Below are 25,155 nucleotides of genomic sequence, written 5' to 3'. Positions count from 1 at the left end.
AAAAGAGTTAACAACAGGTATTTTAAATGGTAACTTTATTTTAGAACAACCTTTTTCAGACACAGGAATTCTTGCAAATTTAAATGTAAATCAGCTAAAATTTTTAGAAACTAATTTTGGTAAATTAACCATTGATGCAAAATCTTTAGGAGGTAGTAAATATGATTTTAATGCAAAATTGAAAGAAGGTGATGTAGATTTAGATTTAACTGGTGATTATTTTGTTGCGAATAATGATGCAAATTTAAACTTAGATTTAATAATAAATGAGTTTAAAATGAAAGCTTTAAATACACTTTCTTTAGGAGAAATTAAAGAAGCTAATGGTAGTTTTTCGGGTTCTTTTAAAGTAACAGGAAAAACATCTAAACCCAAGTATAATGGAAATATAAACTTTAAAAATGCCAATTTTAATATTACCAAATTAAATACTTCCTTTACCTTAAAAGATGAAAAAATAAATGCAGATAATAACGGATTATATCTCTCTAAATTCACAGTTTTAGATGCAAAGAAAAATAAGTTAGTGCTTTCTGGAGATATAAAAACAGAAAGTTTTATCAACCCTAGTTTTAATTTACAATTAGAAGCAGATAATTTTAGGGTATTAAATGCAAAAAAAGAAGATAATCCAACACTTTATGGTATTGCAACTTTTAATGCAAATGCAGATTTAACAGGAGACTTACAAGTACCAAAACTTACTGCAAATGTAACAATTGGTTCAGATACAAATGTAACCTATGTGTTGCCATCAAGTTACGCAAATATAGAAAGAAGAGATGAAGTAGTCGTTTTTGTAAACCGCGAAAACCCAGATGCTATTTTAACTCAAACAGAAGAGCAAACTGCCATTATAAGAGGGTTTGATATTTTTACCAAACTCAAAATAAATAAAGAAGCAGCTGTAACTGTTGTTATAGACGAAACCACAGGAGATAATTTTAAAGTTTCTGGAGATGGAGATTTTATTTTTAATATGATACCAAATGGAAGGGTTACATTAACAGGAGTTTATGAAATTGCAGATGGGCATTACGAATTAAATTTATATGGTTTAGTAAACAGAAGGTTTAATTTAGCACCTGGAGGCCAAATTTCTTGGTCAGGAGATCCTTTTGATGCAAGGTTAAATGTAAGTGCAATTTATAATATAGAAACAACAGCTGCACCTTTAATGGCAGCTCAAATTTCTGATGAAGACCCTTCTGTAAAAAATCGTTTTAAGCAAGTGCTACCATTTAATGTATATTTAAATATTGATGGAGATTTATTGCAACCAAAAATTTCTTTTAATTTGGCAATGCCAGAAGAAGATAGAGGTGCTATTGGTGGACAAGTTTATGGTAGAGTACAACAAGTAAATCAACAAGAAGAAGAGTTAAATAAACAAGTATTTTCTCTATTAGTGTTAAATAGATTTTATCCAAACTCTGGTAGTGATGGAAGTGCAGGAGGTTTTGCAACCATTGCTAGAGATAATTTAAACGATGCAGTTTCTGGACAATTAAACGCGTTTTCAGATAAAATTTTAGGTAAATCTGGTATAGAACTTAATTTCGATTTAAATAGCTATACAGACTATCAAGGAACTTCGGCTTCAGATAGAACACAATTAGGGGTAACTGCTCAGAAAAAATTATTTAACGAGCGATTAATTGTAAGAGTTGGTAGTGATGTAAATTTGCAAGGAAGTAACACTACAGAAGAAGCTGCTCCATTAATTGGTAATGTAAGTCTAGAATATAAAATTACAGAAGATGGTAGGTATCGTTTAAAAGGATTTAGAAAAAGTGAATTCGAAAATGTAATTGATGGGCAAACCATTGTAAGTGGAATCGCGTTGGTTTTTACCCAAGAATTTAATGAATTTAGAGAGCTTTGGGATGCTATTTTTAAAGCTCAAAACAAAAAACAAACAGAAAAAAAGAAAGCTGCTAAAGAAAAAATAAAAGAAAAAGAAGAGAAAATAAATAAAAGTATAGAAAAGAAAAAGAACTAATTTTGAAACCCATTTTGTATAAATATATCCTTTTACTACTAACGCTATTAACGTTATACTCTTGCAGTATTAATAAATTTATTCCAGAAGGAAAGCGTTTGTATACTGGCGCAAAATTAGAATTAGAAGCAGATTCTTCTGTTTTAAAAGTAAACAGGTTAAAAGAAAATTTAAAAACTGTTTTACGTCCAGAACCCAATTCTAAATTTTTAGGAATGCATTTAGGATTGTACTATTACTATAAAAACCAAAAAGAAAATCCAAATTTTATCAATAGATGGTTATATAAAAAGTTTGGTCAAGAACCAGTTTATCAATCGGATGTAGAGCCTTTAGAAGTAGAAGATATTTTAAGAAATAGGTTAGAAAATAATGGTTTTTTTTATAGTACAGTTGCATCTTCATTTGTAGAAAAAGAAAAAAGAGCTGCAGTTTTATATAAATTAAAAATACCAGCACCATATAAAATGGCAAACTATAAAATAGATAGTATGGTTTCGCCAATTTATGAAGCCATTAAAAACCTAACAAAAACGTCTCCATTTAGTAAAAATATGCGATTTGATTTAAGTAATCTAAAGTTAGAGAGAGAAAGAATTGATAAAGAATTAAAAAAAGACGGTTATTATAATTTTAACCCTAATTTTTTAATCTTTGAGGCAGATACAAATCAGTATAAAAATAAAAAATTCGATTTGTTTTTAAGGTTAAAAGCAAAAGTACCCCAAAAAGCAACAATACCTTATGTTGTAAAAAACATCAATATTTATCCAAATTATAATTTAAAAGATTCTGCTTCTAACAAATCTTTACGTTATAGGCTTAAAAATTATTATCAAGATAAAATCTTTTTCAAACCCAAATATTTAGATGATTTTATCACCTTAAAAGAAGGAGAAAAATACAATCCAATAACATCTAAAAATACAGCAAGACGTTTGTCATCAATTGGAGCATATAAGTATGTTAACATCCAATATAAAGAAATAGATACTATTGCAAAAGATAATGTAGGTGCTTTAGAGGCGAATATATATTTATCACCACTAACAAAACGTGCAATTAGAGCTGAGTTGCAAGCTGTAACAAAATCAAATAATTTTGCTGTGCCTACTTTGGGGTTAACATTTAGCAATAGAAATTTATTTAAAGGAGGAGAAACTTTAAATGTTAGTTCTACTATTGGTTACGAAACGCAGGTAGCATCTGGTAATAATGCAGGGTTAAGTAGTTTGGAATTGGGTTTAAAAACAGAATTAATTTTTCCAAGAGTAATAGCCCCTTTTTCTTTTAACGAAGACTTTTTTGAGTATTCTATACCAAAAACAATTACAAGTTTTAGTGCAACTTACTTGAGTAGAAGCCAATTATACACACTACTTTCTGGAACAGCTCAGTTTGGTTATGTTTGGAATGCAAATAGGTACATTACTTATGAAATTAATCCAATTTCTGTAAATTACACTCGCTTATCAAATACAACAGCAGATTTTGAAGAAATTCTAAAAAACAATCCATTTTTAGAAAGAAGTTTTGAACAACAGTTTATTTCTGGACTTACTTTTTCATTTACATATAATGAGATGTTGTCTAACAAAATGCATCAATTTTATGTAAATTCTACTTTAGATGTAGCAGGAAACTCCATTAGTTTGTTTGGGAAAGAAAAAAATGCAGGAGAACCTAAACAGTTTTTAGGGTTGGAATATGCACAATATGCAAAAGCAGATGTAGATTTTAGATATCATTTTAATTTTGGAAAAAATAAAGAACAAACAATTGCAACCCGATTTTTTGCTGGTTATGGGTATGCTTATGGTAATTCAGATGTAGTTCCGTTTGTAAAACAATATTTTTCTGGAGGTCCTTATAGTGTAAGAGCTTTTAATATTAGATCTTTAGGGCCAGGAATTTATAATGGAACAACCAATCAGAACACAACTTCCTTTTTTGACAGAACTGGTAATATTCGATTAGAAGCGAATGTAGAATATCGTTTTCCATTATTCTCATTTTTTAAAGGAGCTGTCTTTGCAGATGCAGGAAATGTATGGAATTCAGTAGGAAACCCAGCATTTAATGGGCAAGATAAATTTACATCAGATTTTATCAATCAGTTAGGAATGGGTGCAGGAGTAGGCTTGCGAGTAGATATACAAGGTTTTGTAATTCGTTTTGATTTAGCAGCACCATTTCATGACCCAGCTTTACCAGAAGGAAAGCGTTTTGATTTTAGGATTGATGAACCCGTTTTAAATTTTGCAATTGGGTATTCTTTTTAACCTAATTATATCTTAAAATTACACTTTTTTAAACTCTGTTTTAATGAATTAAGTATCTTTGAAAACAATTTCAGACGCACTTAATTTCATTTATGAAAAAATACATCACACTTTTATGGCTACTTATTACAGCCAGTGCTTTCTCACAAATAGAAGACCCAGTAGAATGGACTACATCAATAGAGAAAATTTCGGAAACAGAATACATTTTAGTATCTGAAGCAACCATTGAAGAAGGTTGGCATTTATACTCACAATCTGTTCCAGAAGATGGCCCAGTTCCTACTACTTTTACGTATGATGTTTCTAACGGAAAAATAAATTTAGAAGGAAAAACTACTGAAGACGAAGGACATACTATAGATGATCCTGTTTTTGGGATGGAAATAAAGTTTTTTGAAGACAAAGCCGTTTTTAAACAAAATGTAAAGATTGATAAATCTGTAAATACGATAAATGGGAGTGTAGAATTTATGGTGTGTGATGATACTAAATGTTTAGCTCCCACAGAAATTGATTTGGTTTTTAAATTGAGAAAAACACAAACAGCTAATGTAAACAAAGCACCTCCAGTTGTTGTTGTAGATAATAAAATTACAAACAACTTACTTTATGGTTTAAACACAAACGATTTAACATTTTCTTCAATCAAATGTGAAAATGAAGTAATTTCAAATTCATCAGAAATTCAAAGTGGAGGAAAATCTTTATGGAGCATTTTCGGATTAGGTTTTTTAGGAGGTTTATTAGCCTTACTTACTCCTTGTGTGTTTCCTATGATACCTTTAACAGTTAGTTTTTTTACCAAAAAAAGCGGACAAAATAGAAGTGCAGGAATATCTAAAGCATTATTATATGGTTTCTTTATTTTTGCAGTTTATATTATATTAAGTATACCTTTTCATTTATTAGATTCTGTAAACCCAGATATCCTTAATGAGATTTCAACCAACATTTGGCTCAACGTTATTTTCTTTGCCATTTTTGTGTTTTTCGCATTTTCATTCTTTGGTTATTATGAGTTAACATTACCATCAAGCTGGACTTCAAAAACAACAGAAGCAGAAAGTTCTGGTGGTTTTGTAGGCATCTTTTTTATGGCATTAACACTTGCAATTGTTTCTTTTTCATGTACAGGCCCAATTTTAGGTTCTCTTTTAGCAGGTTCTTTAACTGCAGATGGTGGTGCTTGGCAATTAACAGCAGGTATGGCTGGTTTTGGAGTTTCTTTAGGATTGCCATTTGCTTTGTTTGCAATGTTTCCTAATATGATGAATGCTTTGCCAAAATCTGGAGGTTGGCTAAATACAACAAAAGTAATCTTAGGATTTTTAGAACTAGCTTTAGCCTTTAAATTCTTATCAAATGCAGATTTAGTTGCACATTGGAATATCCTAAAAATAGAACCTTTCTTAATTTTATGGATTTTAATTTTTGCAGGTTTAGCATTGTATTTATTTGGTAAAATTAAGTTTCCACACGATTCTCCAATAAAGAAACTATCATTTTCAAGAATTGCAGGAGGTATTTTAGTAGCATCCTTTGTTATTTATTTAGCTTCTGGTTTTAGAGTAAATAAAGAAACAAATACGTTTACGCCTTTAACTTTATTAAGTGGTTTAGCACCTCCAGTTGGCTATAGTTTTCTGTATCCAAATGAGTGTCCTAACAATTTAGACTGCTTTAAAGATTTAAAAACAGGTATTGCTTATGCTAAAAAAGTAAACAAACCAATTTTGTTAGATTTTACAGGTTATGCGTGTGTAAATTGCAGGAAAATGGAAGAACACGTTTGGCCAATTGCAAAAATAGACAACTATTTAAGAAACGATTATGTTTTAATTTCTTTGTACGTAGATGATAAAAAACAACTGCCAAAAGAAGAACAAATTTTAGTAAATAGAGTCAATGGAGGTACAAGAAAATTAGAAAATTACGGTCATAAATGGGCAAATTTTCAAACACAATTCTTTAAAACAAATTCGCAACCATATTATGTTTTATTAAATGCTGATGGTACAAAAATTTTAAATCAGGCTGTTGGCTATACACCAGATGAAAGTAAGTACGCACAGTTTTTAGAATGTGGATTAGAGGTTTTTAAGAATATGAAGAAAGAGTAAATTTTAAATGCTTACTTTTGAGTGTAGATTTTGTAAATCTTTTATAAGTATGATTTCAGCAAAAGAAAATAAAGTAAAATCAGATTTAGAGCAATATTTTAATCAATTTAGAAAAAATATTGTAGGTATCAATCAAACCTTTCAGTCTCCTTATGGAGAGCAAAAACTGATTTATACAGATTGGACCGCAAGCGGAAGATTATATGCGCCCATAGAAGATAAATTATTAAATCAATTTGGCCCTTTTGTTGCCAACACACATACAGAAACTTCAACTTCTGGAGCTGCAATGACGTTGGCTTATCATGAAGCTCGTAAAATTATTAAAAAACATGTTAATGCAACAGATGATGATGTTTTAATTACAACAGGTTCTGGAATGACTGGAGTTGTTAATAAATTCCAACGAATTTTAGGATTAAAAGTTGCAGAAAACTTAAAAGAACACACCACTATTCCAGAAGAACTAAGACCAATTGTTTTTGTATCGCACATGGAGCATCACTCAAATCAAACTTCTTGGTTAGAAACCATTGCAGATGTAGAAGTGGTACCTTGTGATGATGAAGGTTTGTTATGCTTAAAAGAGTTTGAAAAATGCATTCAAAAACATCAGCATAGAAATATAAAAATTGCATCAATAACTTCTTGTTCTAATGTAACAGGTATTAAAACACCTTATCATGAAGTTGCCAAAATGATTCATAAATATAATGGATTGTGTTTTGTGGATTTTGCTTGTTGTGCACCTTATGTAGATATTGATATGCATCCAGAAAATGAAGAGGAGTATTTAGATGCTATTTTCTTTTCTCCACATAAATTTTTAGGAGGTCCAGGAAGTGCTGGAGTCTTAATTTTTAATAAAAAATTGTATAAAAACACCATTCCAGATAATCCAGGAGGTGGTACAGTAAGTTATACAAATCCTTGGGGAGAACACGATTATTTTGATGATGTAGAAACCAGAGAAGATGGAGGAACACCAGGTTTTTTACAGACAATTAAAATTGCTTTATCTGTTCAGTTGAAAGAAAAAATGGGTGTTGATAATATTAAAAAAAGAGAAGATGAAATTAATACAATTGTTTTTAAAACTTTAGAAAGCTTACCAGAAGTAAAAATTTTAGCACCGAATCATAAAGATAGGTTGAGTATCTTTTCTTTCTATTTCGAAAAATATCACTTTAATTTAGTCGTAAAATTATTGAATGATAGATTCGGAATTCAAACCAGAGGAGGTTGTTCTTGTGCAGGGACGTATGGACATTTTTTACTAAATGTAGATCAAGAAACTTCCAACAGAATTAAGGACGAAATTTTACACGGTTGCAACACACAAAAACCAGGTTGGGTTCGTTTGTCTATTCATCCAACTATTACATCAGAAGAGTTGCATTTTATCTGTGAATCTTTACATAAATTATCAGATAATATTAAAGAATGGTCTAAAGACTATGAATATGACCCAATTAAAAACGATTATTACCATAAAACAGTAGAGCCAATTGAAAAACAGTTGGTAAAAGAATGGTTTAAAATTTAGACTTTACCGTTTTAAAATTGGTTTTTTTGAGAATTATAATAAACCAGTAACTAAATTCTAATAAGTTTTTATCAAATTGTCAAATCTTTTATAAAAGAGGAGATATAATTTGTTTATATCAATTTAATCTTTAGATTTGTTGCTCAAAGCAAGAGAATTAAGATGTTAAACACAACTTGGACACGTTTCTATTTTTACTTTTATTTTTTTAATAAGAGGAGAGACTTTGTATCATGCTGTTAAATAACATATAAAATATATAAAGTCTCGAATTTACTTCGAGGCTTTTTTTTTGATGTAAAATGGATAAAAAAACAATTGCCATACAAGGTGCAGAAGGCTCAAACCATCATAAAGTGGCACGCAACTTTTACGGAGACCACATTCAGTTAAAAGAATGTATGTCTTTTGATGTTTTGGTAGATAGTCTGTTAGATAATTCATCAACCTATGGAGTCATGGCCTTAGAAAACACCATTGCTGGTTCTATCATTCCTAATTATGCGTTGATTGATAATAACAATTTACACATCATTGCAGAAGAATATTTAAATATTCATCACCATTTAATGGCTTTAAAAGGTCAAGATATAGCTAATATTAAAGAAGTTTGGTCTCACCCAATGGCATTATTACAATGTAAAGAGTTCTTTAAAAAACATCCTCATATTAAATTAGTAGAAGATGTAGATACTGCAGAAGTTGCCAAAAGAATCTCCAAAGAAAATTTAAAAGGAATAGCTGCAATTGCACCAAAAATAGCTGCAGAAATTTTTGATTTGGTAATTGTTGAAGATGAAATTCAGACGATAAAAGACAATTCTACACGTTTTGTAATTGTAAAAACAGAAAAACCAATATTGAATGAAGATGTAAATAAAGCATCTTTAAAATTTCAACTGAACCATAAAAGAGGAAGTTTGGCTGCCATTTTAAATGTGTTGAGTGATTGTAAAATGAACTTAACTAAAATTCAATCTTTACCAGTTATAGAAACACCTTGGAAATATTCTTTTTTTGTAGATGTAACTTTTGATGATTATAAAGATTATGAAAAGGCAAAAGCTATCATAGAAATTATGGCAGAAGAATTCAAAATTTTAGGAACCTACAAAAACGGAAGAAAATAATGTCTAATAAACGTATTTACAAAGTCCAGAGCAATGTCATTTTGAGCGAAATGCAATGGAGTCGAAAAATCTCTACATTTCCTTTTAATGTTTTAGATCTCTCAATTTCACTGGTTTCTTTCGAAATGACAAATTAAATAACTTTTGTATAGCATAAATTATGATACAACCAGCAAAAAGATTAGACACCGTTCAAGAATACTATTTCTCTAAAAAATTAAGAGAAGTTAGAGGCTTAGTTGCTGCAGGAAAACCAATTATAAATATGGGAATTGGTTCTCCAGATTTGCAACCGCCAACACAAGTTTTAGAAGCAATTTCTAATAGTTTGGGTGATGCTTCTGCGCATAAATATCAGTCATATCAAGGTTTACCAGAATTAAGAAATGCTATTTCTATGTTTTATAAGAACAAGTTTTCTGTAGAGTCAAACCCAGAAAGTGAAGTATTGCCTTTAATGGGAAGCAAAGAAGGAATTATGCATATTTCTATGGCTTTTTTAAATGAAGGTGATAAAGTGTTAATTCCAAATCCAGGGTATCCAACCTACACATCAGTAACAAAATTAGTAGGTGCAGCACCACTTTTTTATAATTTAAGTGATGCAACAAATTGGCAACCCAATTTTGATGAATTAGAAAAAGAAGATTTATCAGAAGTAAAAATTATGTGGGTCAATTATCCACACATGCCAACAGGAACAGATGCCACTTTACAAACATTCGAAAAGTTAATTGCTTTTGGTAAAAAACACAATATTTTAATCATCAATGACAATCCTTATAGTTTTATTTTAAATGATAATCCTATTAGTATTTTACAAGTTAAAGGCGCAAAAGACATTGCTTTAGAATTAAATTCTTTAAGCAAAACCTTTAATATGGCAGGTTGGCGAGTTGGAATGGTTTTAGGAAATACAACCTATATCAACGAGATTTTAAAAGTAAAATCCAACATGGATTCTGGAATGTTTTACGGAATTCAAAAAGGAGCGATTGAAGCTTTAAAATTGTCTGATAGCTGGTTTTTAGAACAAAATAAAATTTACGAAGAACGTAGAAATTTAATCTGGCAATTGGCAGATAAATTAAAGGCTACATATAGTAAAAATGCAACAGGATTATTTGTTTGGGCAAAAATTCCTGAAGGAAAAAAATCTGAAGAAGTAACAGACGCAGTTTTATACGAGAAAGATATTTTTATAACTCCAGGAACAATTTTTGGTTCTCAAGGAGAAGGATATATCAGGTTTTCTTTATGTGTAACATCAGAAATTATTAAAGAAGCGATTAGTAGATTTTAGTATCCTGTAAGGTTTCAAAAACATCCTGCAAGGTTTCAAAAACCTTGTAGGTATTTTAAAAATAAATAATTAATTAGGTTTCAAACCTTATAACTATCATTAGCTAATACACAATACCTACAAGGTCAAAAAGAAACCTTGCAGGATTAAGAATAGGAAAAATGAAAAATATATTTTGCATAGGTATTGGTTTAATAGGAGGTAGTTTTGCTATCGATATTAAACAGCACAATCCAGAAGTAATCATCCACGGAATTAGTAGAAAAGATGCAACTTTAGAGAAAGCATTAGAGTTAGGTTTAATTGATAAAAAAGCAACTTTAGACGATTTAGAAAATGCAGATTTGGTAATTGTATCAATTCCAGTTGATGCCACTGTAAAATTACTACCCACTATTTTAGATAAAATAGCTGATACTACTTTGGTAATTGATGCAGGTTCTACAAAAGAAGCCATTTGTAAATCTGTTGAACATCATAAAAATAGAAGAAACTTTTTGGCTTGTCATCCAATTGCAGGAACAGAAAAATCTGGACCAACAGCAGCTATTTCTGGTTTATATAAAGGGAAAACGAATATTATTTGCGAAGTAGAAAAAACAACTTTTAAGTTGCAAGAAAAAGCTTTAGACCTTTTTAGAGCCATTGGAATGCGTATTAGATATATGGATCCAGTTTCGCACGACAAACATATTGCGTATGTTTCGCACTTATCTCACATAAGCGCATTTATGTTAGGCAAAACAGTCATCAATAAAGAAAAAAACGAACGCGATATTTTTGATATGGCAGGTTCAGGTTTTGAATCTACAGTGCGTTTGGCAAAAAGTAGTCCAGCAATGTGGACACCAATTTTTGAGCAGAATAAAGAAAATGTAATAGAAACATTAGAAGAATACATCAATAATTTACAACATTTTAAAAAGTTGATGCAACAAGATAATTTCTCTGAAATTTTTAACGAAATGGAGAATACAAATTATATAAAACAAATTTTAAACGGCATAAAATAAGAAGCCAAAATCGTTGAGTATCAAGTTAAGACTGCGTTTGTCATTCTGAGCTTGTCGAAGAATCTCAACACAAATTAATTAGTAAAATGAAGAATACAGCAGCATTAAGAACATGGTTGGATGATATGAAATTAGATCACCCACTAGTAATAGCAGGGCCTTGTAGTGCAGAAACCGAAGAACAGGTTTTAAAAATTGCACACGAATTAAAAGATTCTGATGTAAACTATTATAGAGCAGGAATTTGGAAACCAAGAACAAGACCAGGAAATTTTGAAGGTGTTGGTGCCTTAGGTTTAGGTTGGTTAAAAAAAGTGAAAGAAGAAACAGGTATGAAAACCTGTACAGAAGTTGCAAATGCAGCTCATTGTAAACTAGCTATAGAAAATGATGTAGATTTACTTTGGATTGGAGCACGTTCTACAGTTTCACCTTTTATTATGCAAGAAATTGCAGATGCCTTGCAAGGAACAGATAAAATTGTATTGGTTAAAAATCCTGTAAATCCAGATTTGGCTTTATGGTTAGGAGGTATTGAAAGATTATACACTGCAGGAATCAAAAATTTAGGAGCTATTCATAGAGGTTTCTCTACTTATGATAAATCTAAGTATAGAAATAATCCAAATTGGCAATTAGCCATTGAGTTCCAAAATAAATTTCCAGATTTACCATTAATTTGTGACCCATCTCATATTACAGGAAACAGAGAAATGATTTTTGATGTTTCTCAAGTTGCACTAGATTTAAATTTTGATGGTTTGATGATAGAAACGCATTTCGATCCAGATAATGCTTGGAGTGATGCTGCACAACAAGTTACACCAACAACTTTAAAGCAGATTATGGATGATTTAAAAATTAGAAAAGAAACTGAAACTGCTCCAGATTATAGAGAATCTTTAGACAATTTAAGAGCACAAATTAATGTGGTAGATGACCAATTAATAAGTCTTTTAGGAAAACGTATGGAAGTAGCTGATAAAATTGGCGAGTTAAAAAAAGAAAAGAATGTTGCTATTTTACAATCTAGACGTTGGAACGAAATTCTTGGTAACATGGTTTTAGAAGGAGAGAATAAAGGATTAAGTGAAGAATTTGTTTTAAAAATGTTTAAAGCAATTCACCAAGAATCTATCAATCATCAAGAAAAAATTATTAAAGGATAAATATCCTGCAAGGTTTTTAAAACCTTGTTGGTATTTTCAAGTAAAAAAAAACCGCCAGAAATGGCGGTTCATATTGTTAAAAGTATCAGATTATTTTTTTGCTATTTCTGTATTACTTTCTTTATTATAGGTTACTTTTTTTCCATTTAACCAATCTTTGAAACCAGCTTCACCTAATTTGTTTTTCATTGCTCTAGAGCTAACAGCTGTTCCTTCTACAGAAACAGTAGCAATAAAAGGATAACTTCCATATCTTACAACTCCATCAACTAGTAAATCATATTCTTTTCCTGCTTTTTCAAGTGCCACATCCATAGCGTCTTTAATATTCCAACCAATTCCTAAAAAGTAAGTTTTTTCTCCTTTTACTTTTACTCCTTGAGCTCTATCTATATCAAGATTTACATTTTTTGAACTAATTACTGTAAAATCTACTAATCTGATTGAGCAACTTGAAAGTGCTAAAGTCATTAATGTTAAAATAAATAAATTTTTAATTTTCATAATTTTTTTTAAATTATTAAGTTTTGTCCTACTCGTAAGGTTTTTCAGATACACCCCGTTTTTAATGGTTTCTGGTCTCCATTCTAAGGCTAAAGTATTAAAAAAAATAAGTCTTGCTCTCATTTTTAGAGTTTTTTTGAATTAAAAATATCATCTTTGTAATAATGACAGGAACAGTTTATAAATCTACAGGAAGTTGGTATCTAGTAAAATCGGAAGATGGAAATTTTCATGAGTGTAGAATTAAGGGGAAATTCAGAATAAAAGGTATAAAAAGTACCAATCCAATTGCAGTTGGAGATAAAGTGGTATTTGATTTAGAAAAAAAAGGAGATGAAGAAACAGGTGTCATCAAAACCATTTTAGATAGAGATAATTTTATTGTCAGAAAATCGGTAAACCTATCTAAGCAAACGCACATTATTGCTGCGAATATAGATCAGGTTTTCTTATTAATTACTATAAATAACCCTCCAACATTTACTGCTTTTATAGATCGTTTTTTGGTTACAGCAAGAGCTTATAGGATAGATGTAGTTTTAGTTTTTAATAAGATAGATTCTTATGAAATAGAAGAAAGAGCAGAAATCCTATATTTAAAAGATATTTACGAAGCTATTGGTTATAGGTGTGTAGAAGTTTCTGCAACTCAAAACAAAAATGTAGACCAAGTAAAAGAAATGATGTTGGGCAAGACATCTATGTTTGTTGGTCATTCAGGTGTTGGGAAAACAACATTAGTCAATGCTATAGAACCCACTTTAGATTTAAAAACCAAAGAAATATCAGATCAGCATAAACAAGGGCAACATACCACAACATTTGCAGAAATGTTCGATTTAGGCTTTGATGCCAGAATAATAGATACTCCAGGAATTAAAGGTTTTGGTGTAGTTGATATGGATAAATATGAACTAGGAGATTATTTTCCAGAATTTTTTGCTTTAAAGCAAGATTGTAAGTTTAATGATTGTTTGCATCTAAAAGAACCACAATGTGCTGTAAAAGAAGCATTAGAAGAAGAAAAAGTGTCTTGGTCTAGATACAGAAGTTATCTTCAAATTTTAGAAGGAGAAGAAGAAACAGAACATTTTAGAACCGATGTTTGGAATGAAGATGATAATGAGTAAATTATGAAAATTGTAATTCAAAGAGTTTCAAAGGCAAGTGTTACTATTCATTCTGAAAAAGTTGCCAATATTAAAAATGGTTTACTAATTCTTTTAGGGATTGTGGAAGAAGATACAGAAGAAGATATCAACTGGTTGGTTAGAAAGGTAGCAAATCTTAGAGTTTTTAATGATGAAAATGGAGTGATGAATAAATCTCTTCTAGAGATTAATGGAGAAGTAATTGTAGTAAGTCAATTTACCTTACAAGCGTCTACCAAAAAAGGAAACAGACCCAGTTATATAAAAGCTGCAAAACCAGCTATTGCAATTCCTTTATATGAAAGTTTTGTATCAGTTTTAGAAAAAGAAATCAATAAAAAAGTACAAACAGGAATTTTTGGAGCAGATATGAAAGTTAAATTGTTAAATGATGGTCCAGTAACCATTATTATAGATTCTAAGCATAAGGAGTAATCTTTTAAAAAAAACATCAAAAATATTTGCCTAGGGAAATAAATTAAATGTATATTTGCCTAGGGAAATAAATGTAAAATAATTTAAAATATCAAAAAAAATGAAAAAAGTAATTTTATCACTAGCTATAGTTGCAACAGTTTTAACAAGTTGTAAAGAGAAAAAAGAAAAAGTAGAAACAAAAGAAGCTGTAAAAGTAGAAGTTAATGTAGCAGAATTAAACAATGTAGATACTGCTGCATCTGTATTAAACTGGAAAGGAACAAAACCAACTGGGGCTCATAATGGAACAGTAGCTTTAAAAAGCGGAGGTCTTTTAGTAGAAGATGGTAAATTAACCCAAGGAATGTTTATTATAGATATGACTTCAATTGCTAATTTAGATATGAAAGGCTCTGAAGGAGCAGGAAAATTAGAAGGGCATTTAAAATCTGCAGATTTCTTTGATGTTGCTGTATATCCAACTTCAAAATTTGTAATTACAAGTGTAGAAGACAAAGGAGATAATGTTCATATAACAGGAAATTTAAACATTAAAGATGTTACTAAAAGCATTACAATACCAGCAACTGTAACTACAGAAAATGGAATTACAACTTTAAAAAGTGAAACTTTTGTTGTGAATAGAGCAGATTTTAATGTAAAATATGGTTCAAAATCTTTCTTTGATAACTTAAAAGATAAGTTTATTGATGATAATATGGAGTTATCATTTATGGTCAAAACAAAATCATAAAACTAAGCATATTGCTTAAAAATGCCTAAAACATTATGTTTTAGGCATTTTTTTTTTACTTTTGTTTGCTACTATTAATTATTGCATGAAAAAGCTTATTTACCTTACCCTTTTAACATTTTGTGTTAACTTTTTACATTTACAAAGTCAAGAATTAGAATATTCCTTTTTTTCCATACCTTCAGAACTAAAAGAAGATGCAAATGCTGTTATTAGAAATAATTCTATAGAAATAACTATAGAAGATTTAAACAAAATGGTCGTTCGTAAAAAAAAGGTAGTCACTGTTCTAAATAAATTAGGGAATGTAGATGCTAAAATAGGAGAAAGCTATGATAATGATACCAAAATTACAGAACTATCTGCTCGCATTTATAACAGTTTTGGTAAAGAAATTAAAAAATATAAAGAAAGAGATTTTTTAGATATAAGTGCAGTAGATGGAGGTACTCTTTACTCTGATGCAAGAGTAAAATATGTAGATTATACACCTATATCTTATCCATATACAGTTGTTTTTGAATCAGAATATAAAACGTCTACAACTGGTTTCATTCCATGGTGGTACCCTGTAAATGGGTATTACGTTTCAGTTGAAGAAAGTAATTATAAAATAAACAATCCTAATGCCATTCCTTGGCGTTTTAAAAAAACAAATTTTGATGGTTTTGACATACAAGTTAATGAATCTGAAACTCTTTTAAGTTATTCTATAAAAAAACAGCCAGCTTACGAATACGAAAGAAATACAATTCCATATAGAGATATTCTACCGAAAGTTGTCATTGCTTTAGATAATTTTGAATTAAAAGGCGTAGCTGGCACTTATTCTAATTGGAAAGATTTTGGAAAATGGATGTATGAAAAACTTTTGTTAGGTAGAGATCAACTAGATGAAACTACCATTGCAAAAGTAAAAGAACTGGTTAAAGACGAATCTGACCCAATAAAAAGAGCAAAAATTGTTTACAAATTTATGCAAGACAAAACACGCTATATAAGTGTGCAAGTTGGTATTGGTGGCTGGGAACCAATAGCAGCAAATAGAGTAGATGAAGTAGGTTATGGAGATTGTAAAGGGCTAACAAACTATACAAAAGCGTTACTGGATGTAGCAGATGTAACCTCTTACTATACTGTTGTTTATGCAAGTGAAAAAAGAGATATAGACAAAGACTTTTCTTCTATACAAGGTAATCATGTCATATTAAATATTCCGAATAAAAATGGAGAAGACATTTGGTTAGAGTGTACAAGCCAAACAATGCCTTTTGGTTTTTTAGGAAGTTTTACACACGATAGAAATGTACTTGTTGTTACTCCAGAAGGAGGAATTATAAAAAGAACAGCTTCCTATAAAGATGAAAATAACTTACAGACTATAAAAGGCACTATTAAACTTTTAGAAAACGGAGATGTAAAAGCTTCATTAAAAAGAGTTTCCCAAGGGTTGCAATATGATGACAAATTTGGTTATGAAACGTTAACTGAAGAGGAGTTGATAAAAAATTATAAGTCAGATGTCTGGGATTATAATAACAACTTAGAGATAACGTCTGTAAAATTAAAAAATGATAGAGAAAATATTGTTTTTACAGAAGATATAGAGGTTGCTATTAAAAACTATGGTACTGTAAACGCAAACGAGTTTTTATTTAGAGTAAATGTTTTTAATCGAGAAAATTTCGTCCCAAAAAGATATAGAAAAAGAAAATTACCACTAAAAGTACCCACAGGTTATAAAGATGTAGATGAGTATAAGTTTACATTACCTAAAGGATATGTCTTAGATGTGTTACCCCCAGAAAAAGAAATAACGACCAAATTTGGTACTTATAAAGTAAGTTTTAAAAAAATTGATGAAACAACTTTTACCTACTATAAATCTATAATAATAAAAGAAGGAGTGTATCCAAAAGAAGATTATAAAGCCTATAGAAGTTTTAGAAGAAGTATCGCTAAATATGAAAATTTAAGAATCGCAATCACCAAAAAATAAAAAAAATGAAAAGAGTATTAAGCTTATTATTCTTAATGTGTACTAGCACATTTTTTGCCCAAAATTATAAATTCGGTAAAGTGTCTAAAGAAGAACTAGAAGAAAAATTTTATCCATTAGATTCTACTGCTGATGCAGCTTATTTATACAAAAATAGAAGAACATATTATAATTATTCTAGAAGAGGTTGGCAATTAGTTACAGAAATATCGGAAAGAATAAAGGTATACAACAAAGATGCTTTTGATTTGGCAACAAAATCAGTTTTATGTTACAATCCAGAATCTGGAGGAGGAGATCCAGATTATGTAAGTTCTGTAAAAGGATATACTTTTAATCTTGAAAATGGTAAAGTTGTAAAAGAAAAACTATCTAAAAAGAGTATATTTAAAGAAAGAAAAAATAAATACAGAGTTATGCATAAAATGGTTATGCCATCTGTAAAAGAAGGCTCTGTTTTAGAGTTAAAATATAAAATAATTTCACCACGTCCAGGATATATTAGAGATGTAAAGTTTCAGTATGGAATACCTGTAAGAAAATTTGAATGTTCTGTAGAAATACCTGAATTTTTCATATTTAATAAGAGAAATACGGGTTACTATTTAGTGGATATGAAAAAATCCTCTAAAAGCCAGACAATTGAAGGGTCTACTACGTACACTTCAGATGTTTTTAAATTTGATGATAATAATATACCAGCTCTAAAAGACAACGAACCTTATGTGGGAAGTATTCGAAGCTATAGAGGGGGTATGTCTTTTGAGTTAACACAACTTAATTTTTTGAGTGTTGGTGGTGAGGTAAAAACTTTTTCTAACTCATGGGAAGATGTAAGTAAGCAAATCTATAGATCTTCTAGTTTTGGAAATGAATTAGAAAAAGAGAGTTACTATAAAGATGATATCAACAATCTATTAACCACTGCTAAAACAGATTATGATAAAGTAAATGCTATTTTTCAATTTGTAAAAAATAAAATGAAATGGAATGGTTTTTATGGTTTTAATACAGAAAAAGGAGTTCGAAAAGCCTATAAAGAACAAGTGGGTAATGTAGCAGATATTAATCTAATGCTTACTTCTATGCTTAAATATGCAGGTTTAAATGCAAGTCCAGTTTTAGTAAGTTCTAAAGGAAATGGAGTGCCGATTTTTCCAACTATAGATGGTTTTGATTATGTTGTTTCTATGGTAGAATTTCCAAATAATACTTATGCTTTATTAGACGCTACAGAACCTTATAGTACACCAAACGTTTTACCAACAAGAGCTTTAAATTGGAATGGTAGAAAGATAAACAAAGGAGGAACTTCTTCTTGGGTAAGTTTAATTTCTAATAAACCAGCAATAGAAGAAAATATTGTAATGGTTAAAATTACAGATGACTTAATGGTAGAAGGTTTGTATAGAACAAAATATGATAATTTAAACGCATTAAATTTTAGAAAATCTACCAATCATATTAAAGAAGAAAGTCTTATTAAGACTTTTGAAGAAAATAAAAATATAGAAATAGAAAATTTTAAAATTACAAATCAAAGAAATTTAGGAAAGCCAGTTTCTAGAAATATTAAATTTTTAAGTGAAGACTTGATAGAAAGTATTAATGGAAAATTATACATAGAACCTTTATTGTTTTTAGCACATCATACAAACCCATTTAAATTAGAAGAAAGAAAATTTCCTGTAGACTTTACTTCTCCTTGGAAAGATAGACACACTGTTTCAATTCAAATACCAGAAGGTTATAAAATAGAATCTTTGCCAGAAAGTATGGCAATTGGTTTGCCTGATAATTTGGGGGTTTTTAAATACCAAGTTACACATCAAGGAAATACAATTAGAACAGCTTGTGTAATAGAATTCAATGAAGCAATTATAGGGTCGCAATATTATGCTGCACTTAAAGATTTTTACAGTAAAAGAGTAAAAAAAGAATCAGAGAAAGTTGTTTTAGTAAAAATTTAATTTTTTTTAAACAAAAAATACATAGAGGTTGTCTAAAAAGTCAAAAAATTAACTATTAGTTATATTGATTTTGTTGAAATTTAATTGATAATCAATGAGTTATAAGACTTTGACAAAGCCTGTCTTGAGCGAAGACGAAAGGCTCAGTTTGACATACTTAACTACTTTTTAGACAGCCTCTTCTTTTTTACATTTTTAAGAAGGAAAACCTAACATATTTCCCATACCAACTGTAAATAACCAGCAACCATAAATAGCATGTTCTACAGAAACTAAAAAAGTAGATTTTGTTTTGGTATAGGTAATCGCAAATAAAATCCCACCAATAAATGTAAGAAATAACACCATTGTATTTTTAAAAAGCAAATGAGCTAAAGAAAATAAAAGTGCATTTATAAATACAAAAACTTGTTTATTGTTAATAATATTTTCATATCGTTTAAAGAAAAAAGTTCTATAGATAATTTCTTGTGGATATACAGAAAAAAGCGAATAAAACAGTAGAATTAGAATCCATTTTTTAGGATTGTTTAAAACCACATTAAAAAGACTTTCTTTATCAGAAAACCAAACAAAAATAATGGTTATAATGGCAATAAAAAGTAGTTTTAAAAGAGTAGATTTCCAAAAATATTTCCAATCAATATCTTTTTTGATTATAAATTTTACTTTTTCAATTTTTAATAAAATATACAAAATATAGTTAAAACCCAGCACTCCAATAATCAATTTAGCAATAGGAGCGTACTCGAAATAAAAACTAAAAGGAATCAGTATAAAAATAACAAAAAGTTCAAGAAGTTTATATTTGGTAGATTGCATTATTAAAATAAATTTATTGCTGTTGTATTTTTAACTTCTTCAATAGCAAATGTGCTATGTGTGCTACCAATATATTTTATAGCTGTTAATTTTGTTACCATAAAATCTCGATATTCATCCATATCTTTCACATAGATTTTTAAGATATAATCGTAGTCTCCACTTACATGAAAACACTCAGAAACTTCTTCTAGTTTTAAGATTTCTCTCTCAAATGTAGAAACATATTCTTTAGAATGTTGAATCAGTTTTATATGACAAAAAACCAGAAAAGATTTCTCAATTTTATTTTTGTTGATGATAGCCACATACTTCTCTATCACTTTTTGATTTTCCAATTTTTTAATTCGCTCATAAACAGCAGTAACAGATAAATTGAGTTGTAACGAAAGTTGTTTGGTGGTTTGTTTGCTGTCATTTTGCAATAAATTGATGAGTTTTTTGTCTGTAGAATCTAACATTGTAAATTTTCTAAAAATTGGATTTCAAATTACTTTTATTAGTTTTAAAAACTAAATATAAAATCAAATTTAGAAAAATAAACTAAATAAGAATATTTGTATTGATATATTTTCTAAATAATTGTCACTTTGTACAAAGTTAAAAACTACTATTATGAAATTCAATCCAGCAGATGCAATTCAAGATTTACAATATTTTGGCGAATTTGGAGGCGTAAATCCATCCATTTCAGATTCATCTACGTATACTTTTTTATCAGCAAAAACAATGTTCGATACTTTTGAGGGGAATGCAGATGGCTGCTATTTATATTCTCGTCATTCATCACCATCAAACTTATATTTAGGAGAAGCTTTGGCAGCTATGGAAGGTACAGAAACCGCCAATGTTGCAGCATCAGGAATGGGAGCAATTACACCAGTTTTATTACAAATTTGTGGTGCAGGAGATCATATCGTTTCTAGCAGAACTATTTATGGAGGTACCTATGCTTTCTTAAAAAATTTCACTCCAAGAATAGGTATAGAAACTACGTTTGTTGATATTACAAATTTGGATGTTGTAGAAGCTGCAATCACAGAAAACACCAAAATTTTATATTGTGAGTCAGTAAGTAATCCATTGTTAGAAGTTGCAGATATTGCTGGTTTATCAGCGTTAGCAAAAAAACACAATTTAAAATTAGTGGTAGATAATACCTTTTCCCCATTGTCAATTTCGCCAGCAAAATTAGGAGCAGATGTTGTTTGTCATAGTTTAACAAAATTCATTAATGGTTCTTCAGATACTGTTGGAGGTGTGGTTTGTGGCACACAAGAATTCATAAACGATTTACGAAATGTAAATGATGGAGCAAGTATGTTATTAGGTTCTACAATGGATAGTTTAAGAGCAGCCTCTGTTTTAAAAAATATGAGAACATTGCATATTAGAATGAAACAACATAGTTTTAACGCTGCTTTTTTAGCTGATAAATTTGAAGCTGATGGATTAAAAACTGTCTATCCAGGTTTGACTTCTCATCCTTCTCACGAGCTTTTTAAAAGTATGATGAATACAGAATATGGTTTTGGAGGAATGTTAACCATTGATGTAGGTTCTTTAGAAAAAGCCAACGAATTAATGGAGTTAATGCAACACAAAAATTTGGGTTATTTAGCAGTTAGCTTAGGTTTTTACAAGACATTATTTTCTGCTCCTGGAAGTTCTACATCATCAGAAATTCCAGAAGATGAACAAAAGGAAATGGGTTTAAGTGATGGATTAATCAGATTTTCAATAGGTTTAGATAACGATATTAAACGAACTTATCAAATGATGAGAAAATGTATGATTGAGGTTGGAGTTTTATAGTTTAAAAGCTTGAAGCTAGGAGTTTGTCATTTTGAGCGAAATGAAATGGAGTCGAAAAATCTCTTTTTTAGATTTCTCCACAAGGTCGAAATGACATACTTACTAAATCCCTTTTAAACGCTCAATAAACTTCCCAAAATCTTCTTTATTTGGCGGATTTCCATCAAAAGGTAAAATGTCCCATTCATTATTTTCAAAGAAAATAGTAAAGTTAAAAACAGATGTATTTGCATCTTCAGGATTTAACATTGGGTAACGCAAATCCGTGTATTTATATGTACCCACTTTTTCTTTTTTAGAGATATTGAAATAGTTATTGCTAAACCAAGTAAGCGTTTGTAAATTTTTATCACTCATATCAATCAAATCGTGATTTTTATCAATGGTAATAATTTTATTTGCTGTAGCGCTTTTATCAAAAAGAGAGTAAAAAGTTAAATGATATTGTATTTCTGTTTCTGCAACTGCATACCACAAAATATTGTTTAGAATTGTAGGTTGTGCAGAAAACCGTTGATAAGCAATATTTGCTTTTTCAAAAGATTTTTTAAATACAGCATCCATATAGATTTTATTTACAATTGTAAAAACCATATATGCAGAACTGATGTAAATTCCTGCTTTTAACCACCAAGTTCTTTGGGTTCTTTTTCTGTTAAAAAACATCAGAATAATCAAACACACTAAAAACGGAACTGTGTAAAAAGGGTCAGCTACAGAAATGTTATTAAAAGCAACTCTGTAATCCGAAAAAGGAGCAAATAATTGCGTTCCATAAGGTGTAAAACAATCTAATAAAGGATGTGTAAATATGGATAAAAAGTAGAGCCAAATCCAATCTTTTTGAGATGTGGTATCTTTTCTCTTTCCAGAATTATAAAGTTTATAAGTAATCCATCCAAAGAGAAAAGCTCCAAGAATTGCAAAGAGAATTGAGTGCATAAAACCTCTATGAAAAGCCATTGCTTGTATTTCATTACTGTATAAAAAACGTCCGATAAAAACATCTAAATCTGGTATTGTTCCTCCAATTGCACCAAATAATAAAGCCTTATTCCCTATTTTTTTACCAAGAACAATTTCGCCACAAGCAGCACCTAAAACAATTTGCGTTAATGAATCCATAAACGTAAAAATAGTGTAACCAAATCAATTTGCATAACTTCTTGTAAAATCGTAACATTACAAGACCAAAATATAAAGAATGCAAGACGAAAAAAATCTTTCGGAAATACAAATAGAAGATCAAAAAATTATAGACAATAAAGAGTTAAATATTTGGGAAGCAATGATTCCTGTTATACTTTTAATGGGACTATTAGCTTATAATATTTTTTATGCTGATGGTGCTTGGTTAGGAGATTATTCAAATCAATATATCTTATTAATTGGAGGTGTAGCTGCAGCAGCTGTAGGTTTTTTTAATAAAGTTTCTTTAGGATCTATGATTGCAGAAGTTTGGGAAAACTGGAAAAGTGTTTTTGTACCTATTATGATTTTATTATTGGTTGGTGCTTTAGCAGGAACTTGGCTAGTTAGTGGTATTATTCCAGCAATGGTTTATTATGGATTGCAAGTATTAAGTCCAGAAATATTTTTACCAGCATCAGTAATTATTGCTGCCATAATTTCGATTGCAACAGGAAGTTCTTGGACCACTTCTGCAACTGTGGGTATTGCTTTAGTTGGTATAGGTAGCGCTTTAGGAATACCAACAGGAATGATTGCAGGAGCAGTAATTTCTGGAGCCTATTTTGGAGATAAAATGTCACCACTTTCAGATACCACAAATTTGGCACCAGCAATGGCTGGTACAGATTTGTTTACGCATATAAAATATATGGCTTATACAACTGTGCCCACAATTTTAGTAACATTAATTGTTTTTTCAATTTTAAGTGGAACAATAGATACAACTGGTAGTGCAGATGTAAGTAATTTATTAACCTCTATAAAAGGTACATTTCATATTTCTCCTTGGTTATTTTTAGTCCCAGGAGTTGTAATTGCTATGATATTGTTAAAAACTAAACCATTAATTGCTTTAGGAACTGGAGTTGTTTTAGCAGCGATTTTTGCTTTTATTTTTCAGGCGGATGTATTAAATGCGCTGTCAGATTCTAAATTTGGGTCTGTTTTAACCTCAGTTTGGACAGACACACAAATTCAAACAGATAATGATAAGTTAACAGAACTATTTAGTTCTGGTGGAATTTTGGGAATGCTCTGGACCATCTTTTTAATAGTCTGTGCAATGGTTTTTGGAGGTGTTATGGATGCAATAGGTGCATTAGCAAAAATAACAAAAGCGTTATTGTCTATTGCAACTTCTATATTCGGTTTATTTGCAAGTACTGTTGTTAGTTGCTTAGGGTTAAATGTAATTGCTTCAGACCAGTATTTGGCATTGGTTATTCCTGGAAAAATGTTTAAAAAAGCTTATGAAGATAGAGGTTTAGCACCAGAAAATTTAAGTAGGACCTTAGAAGATTCTGGTACAGTAACTTCGGTTTTAATTCCTTGGAATACTTGTGGAGCCTACCAATCTGGAGTTTTAGGTGTTGGTGTAGGAGAATATTTTTTGTATGCCATTTTTAATTGGTTATCCCCATTTACAACATTACTTTTTGCGGCCTTTAGAATTAAAATAAGAGAATTGGTAAAAAAGTAATGATTGTTAAAGCACAAATACCTGATAATAAAGTACTCACAGAAATTGCAATAAAATCGAAAGCTTTTTGGGGTTATTCTGATGCACAACTAGAAAATTGGCGAGAAGATTTAACCATTACACCAAAAATGTTCGAAGACTGGAATATTTATAAATATATTGTAGACTCAGAAATTGCTGGATTTTACATTTTAAATAGAGCCAATATTAGAACCAGTTTTTTAGAATTCTTGTTTGTGTCTCCTAAATTCATAAAAAAAGGAATTGGAAAACAATTATTAAATCATGCAATAGAGTATTGTACTGAAGGCTCTTCTGCAATTCTAAATGTATTGTCAGACCCAAATGCAGAGGCATTTTACGCAAAACATGGTTTTAAAGTTATAGGAAGAAGAGAAAGTTCTGTTAAAGGAAGATTTTTACCAGAAATGGAGTTTGAAATTGTTGAAAATATGTAGTTATAGCTTTTAATGGTTTACAAGAA

20 protein-coding genes are annotated in these 25,155 nt (G+C 29.9%); 16 read left to right on the top strand and 4 right to left on the bottom strand.

Translation table 11 applies throughout. The features are described from left to right. The first annotated feature begins 178 nt into the window (after positions 1–178). From ACY2RW_RS11350 to ACY2RW_RS11315, 8 genes are all read left to right on the top strand, one after another. A complete protein-coding gene (locus ACY2RW_RS11350; protein ID WP_490122846.1) occupies positions 179–2,002 on the top strand; it encodes a translocation/assembly module TamB domain-containing protein in 1,824 nt (607 codons plus the stop codon). Further along, a complete protein-coding gene (tamL, locus tag ACY2RW_RS11345) occupies positions 2,002–4,284 on the top strand; it encodes a translocation and assembly module lipoprotein TamL (RefSeq protein WP_490122871.1) in 2,283 nt (760 codons plus the stop codon). Before ACY2RW_RS11350 ends, tamL begins: the two co-directional genes overlap by 1 nt. Before the next feature lie 92 nt (positions 4,285–4,376). Beyond that, on the top strand, positions 4,377–6,407 hold the full coding sequence (locus tag ACY2RW_RS11340) for a protein-disulfide reductase DsbD family protein (protein WP_490122845.1): 2,031 nt from the start codon (positions 4,377–4,379) through the stop codon (positions 6,405–6,407). A gap of 49 nt (positions 6,408–6,456) precedes the next feature. After that, complete coding sequence (locus ACY2RW_RS11335) at positions 6,457–7,953, top strand: aminotransferase class V-fold PLP-dependent enzyme (protein WP_490122844.1); 1,497 nt, start codon at positions 6,457–6,459, stop codon at positions 7,951–7,953. 302 nt (positions 7,954–8,255) lie between these two features. Further along, positions 8,256–9,083, top strand: a complete 828-nt coding sequence (locus ACY2RW_RS11330) for a prephenate dehydratase (RefSeq protein WP_490122843.1) — start codon at positions 8,256–8,258, stop codon at positions 9,081–9,083. A gap of 160 nt (positions 9,084–9,243) precedes the next feature. Then, positions 9,244–10,386 carry a pyridoxal phosphate-dependent aminotransferase gene (locus tag ACY2RW_RS11325; RefSeq protein WP_490122842.1) on the top strand — a complete coding sequence of 381 codons (1,143 nt, stop codon included), beginning with the start codon at positions 9,244–9,246 and terminating at the stop codon, positions 10,384–10,386. 161 nt (positions 10,387–10,547) lie between these two features. Next, on the top strand, positions 10,548–11,399 hold the full coding sequence (locus ACY2RW_RS11320) for a prephenate dehydrogenase (protein WP_490122841.1): 852 nt from the start codon (positions 10,548–10,550) through the stop codon (positions 11,397–11,399). Between the two features lie 86 nt (positions 11,400–11,485). Next, positions 11,486–12,568, top strand: a complete 1,083-nt coding sequence (locus ACY2RW_RS11315; protein WP_490122840.1) for a chorismate mutase — start codon at positions 11,486–11,488, stop codon at positions 12,566–12,568. A 90-nt stretch (positions 12,569–12,658) separates the two neighbouring features. Here ACY2RW_RS11315 and ACY2RW_RS11310 read toward each other — a convergent pair whose 3' ends face one another. Then, complete coding sequence (locus ACY2RW_RS11310) at positions 12,659–13,072, bottom strand: hypothetical protein (protein WP_490122839.1); 414 nt, start codon at positions 13,070–13,072, stop codon at positions 12,659–12,661. Positions 13,073–13,236: 164 nt separating this feature from the next. On the opposite strand from ACY2RW_RS11310, the gene rsgA reads away from it, so the two are divergent. The 5 genes from rsgA (at position 13,237) to ACY2RW_RS11285 (ending at position 19,363) form a co-directional block, all read left to right on the top strand. Further along, positions 13,237–14,202 carry a ribosome small subunit-dependent GTPase A gene (gene rsgA, locus ACY2RW_RS11305; protein ID WP_490122838.1) on the top strand — a complete coding sequence of 322 codons (966 nt, stop codon included), beginning with the start codon at positions 13,237–13,239 and terminating at the stop codon, positions 14,200–14,202. Positions 14,203–14,205: 3 nt separating this feature from the next. Then, positions 14,206–14,658 (top strand): D-aminoacyl-tRNA deacylase, encoded by a 453-nt coding sequence (gene dtd, locus ACY2RW_RS11300; RefSeq protein WP_490122837.1) that lies wholly within the window; start codon positions 14,206–14,208, stop codon positions 14,656–14,658. Between the two features lie 100 nt (positions 14,659–14,758). Further along, positions 14,759–15,394 (top strand): YceI family protein, encoded by a 636-nt coding sequence (locus ACY2RW_RS11295; protein WP_490122836.1) that lies wholly within the window; start codon positions 14,759–14,761, stop codon positions 15,392–15,394. Between the two features lie 85 nt (positions 15,395–15,479). Then, positions 15,480–17,393: a DUF3857 domain-containing protein gene (locus ACY2RW_RS11290; RefSeq protein ID WP_490122835.1), complete on the top strand. Its 1,914-nt coding sequence runs from the start codon at positions 15,480–15,482 to the stop codon at positions 17,391–17,393. Positions 17,394–17,398: 5 nt separating this feature from the next. Further along, positions 17,399–19,363 carry a DUF3858 domain-containing protein gene (locus tag ACY2RW_RS11285; protein ID WP_490122834.1) on the top strand — a complete coding sequence of 655 codons (1,965 nt, stop codon included), beginning with the start codon at positions 17,399–17,401 and terminating at the stop codon, positions 19,361–19,363. Positions 19,364–19,558: 195 nt separating this feature from the next. Here ACY2RW_RS11285 and ACY2RW_RS11280 read toward each other — a convergent pair whose 3' ends face one another. Further along, positions 19,559–20,185, bottom strand: a complete 627-nt coding sequence (locus ACY2RW_RS11280; RefSeq protein WP_490122833.1) for a CPBP family intramembrane glutamic endopeptidase — start codon at positions 20,183–20,185, stop codon at positions 19,559–19,561. Positions 20,186–20,187: 2 nt separating this feature from the next. Beyond that, positions 20,188–20,646 carry an Lrp/AsnC family transcriptional regulator gene (locus tag ACY2RW_RS11275; RefSeq protein WP_490122832.1) on the bottom strand — a complete coding sequence of 153 codons (459 nt, stop codon included), beginning with the start codon at positions 20,644–20,646 and terminating at the stop codon, positions 20,188–20,190. Between the two features lie 154 nt (positions 20,647–20,800). Between ACY2RW_RS11275 and ACY2RW_RS11270 the strand changes: the two genes are divergently transcribed. Continuing rightward, positions 20,801–22,000: an aminotransferase class I/II-fold pyridoxal phosphate-dependent enzyme gene (locus ACY2RW_RS11270; RefSeq protein WP_490122831.1), complete on the top strand. Its 1,200-nt coding sequence runs from the start codon at positions 20,801–20,803 to the stop codon at positions 21,998–22,000. 102 nt (positions 22,001–22,102) lie between these two features. Here the strand turns inward: ACY2RW_RS11270 and ACY2RW_RS11265 are convergent, their stop codons facing one another. Then, complete coding sequence (locus ACY2RW_RS11265; protein WP_490122830.1) at positions 22,103–23,125, bottom strand: metal-dependent hydrolase; 1,023 nt, start codon at positions 23,123–23,125, stop codon at positions 22,103–22,105. 79 nt (positions 23,126–23,204) lie between these two features. Here ACY2RW_RS11265 and ACY2RW_RS11260 point away from each other — a divergent pair, with 79 nt between their 5' ends. Then, positions 23,205–24,671 (top strand): Na+/H+ antiporter NhaC family protein, encoded by a 1,467-nt coding sequence (locus ACY2RW_RS11260; RefSeq protein ID WP_490122829.1) that lies wholly within the window; start codon positions 23,205–23,207, stop codon positions 24,669–24,671. Then, entirely contained in the window at positions 24,671–25,129 is a 459-nt protein-coding gene (locus tag ACY2RW_RS11255) for a GNAT family N-acetyltransferase (protein ID WP_490122828.1), read from the top strand. Before ACY2RW_RS11260 ends, ACY2RW_RS11255 begins: the two co-directional genes overlap by 1 nt. The last annotated feature ends 26 nt before the right edge of the window (positions 25,130–25,155 follow it).

The organism is Polaribacter sp. 2305UL8-11 (genome assembly GCF_058147165.1).
The sequence above is the reverse complement of the archived record's forward strand: the minus strand, read 5'-3'. Positions and strand labels throughout refer to the sequence as shown.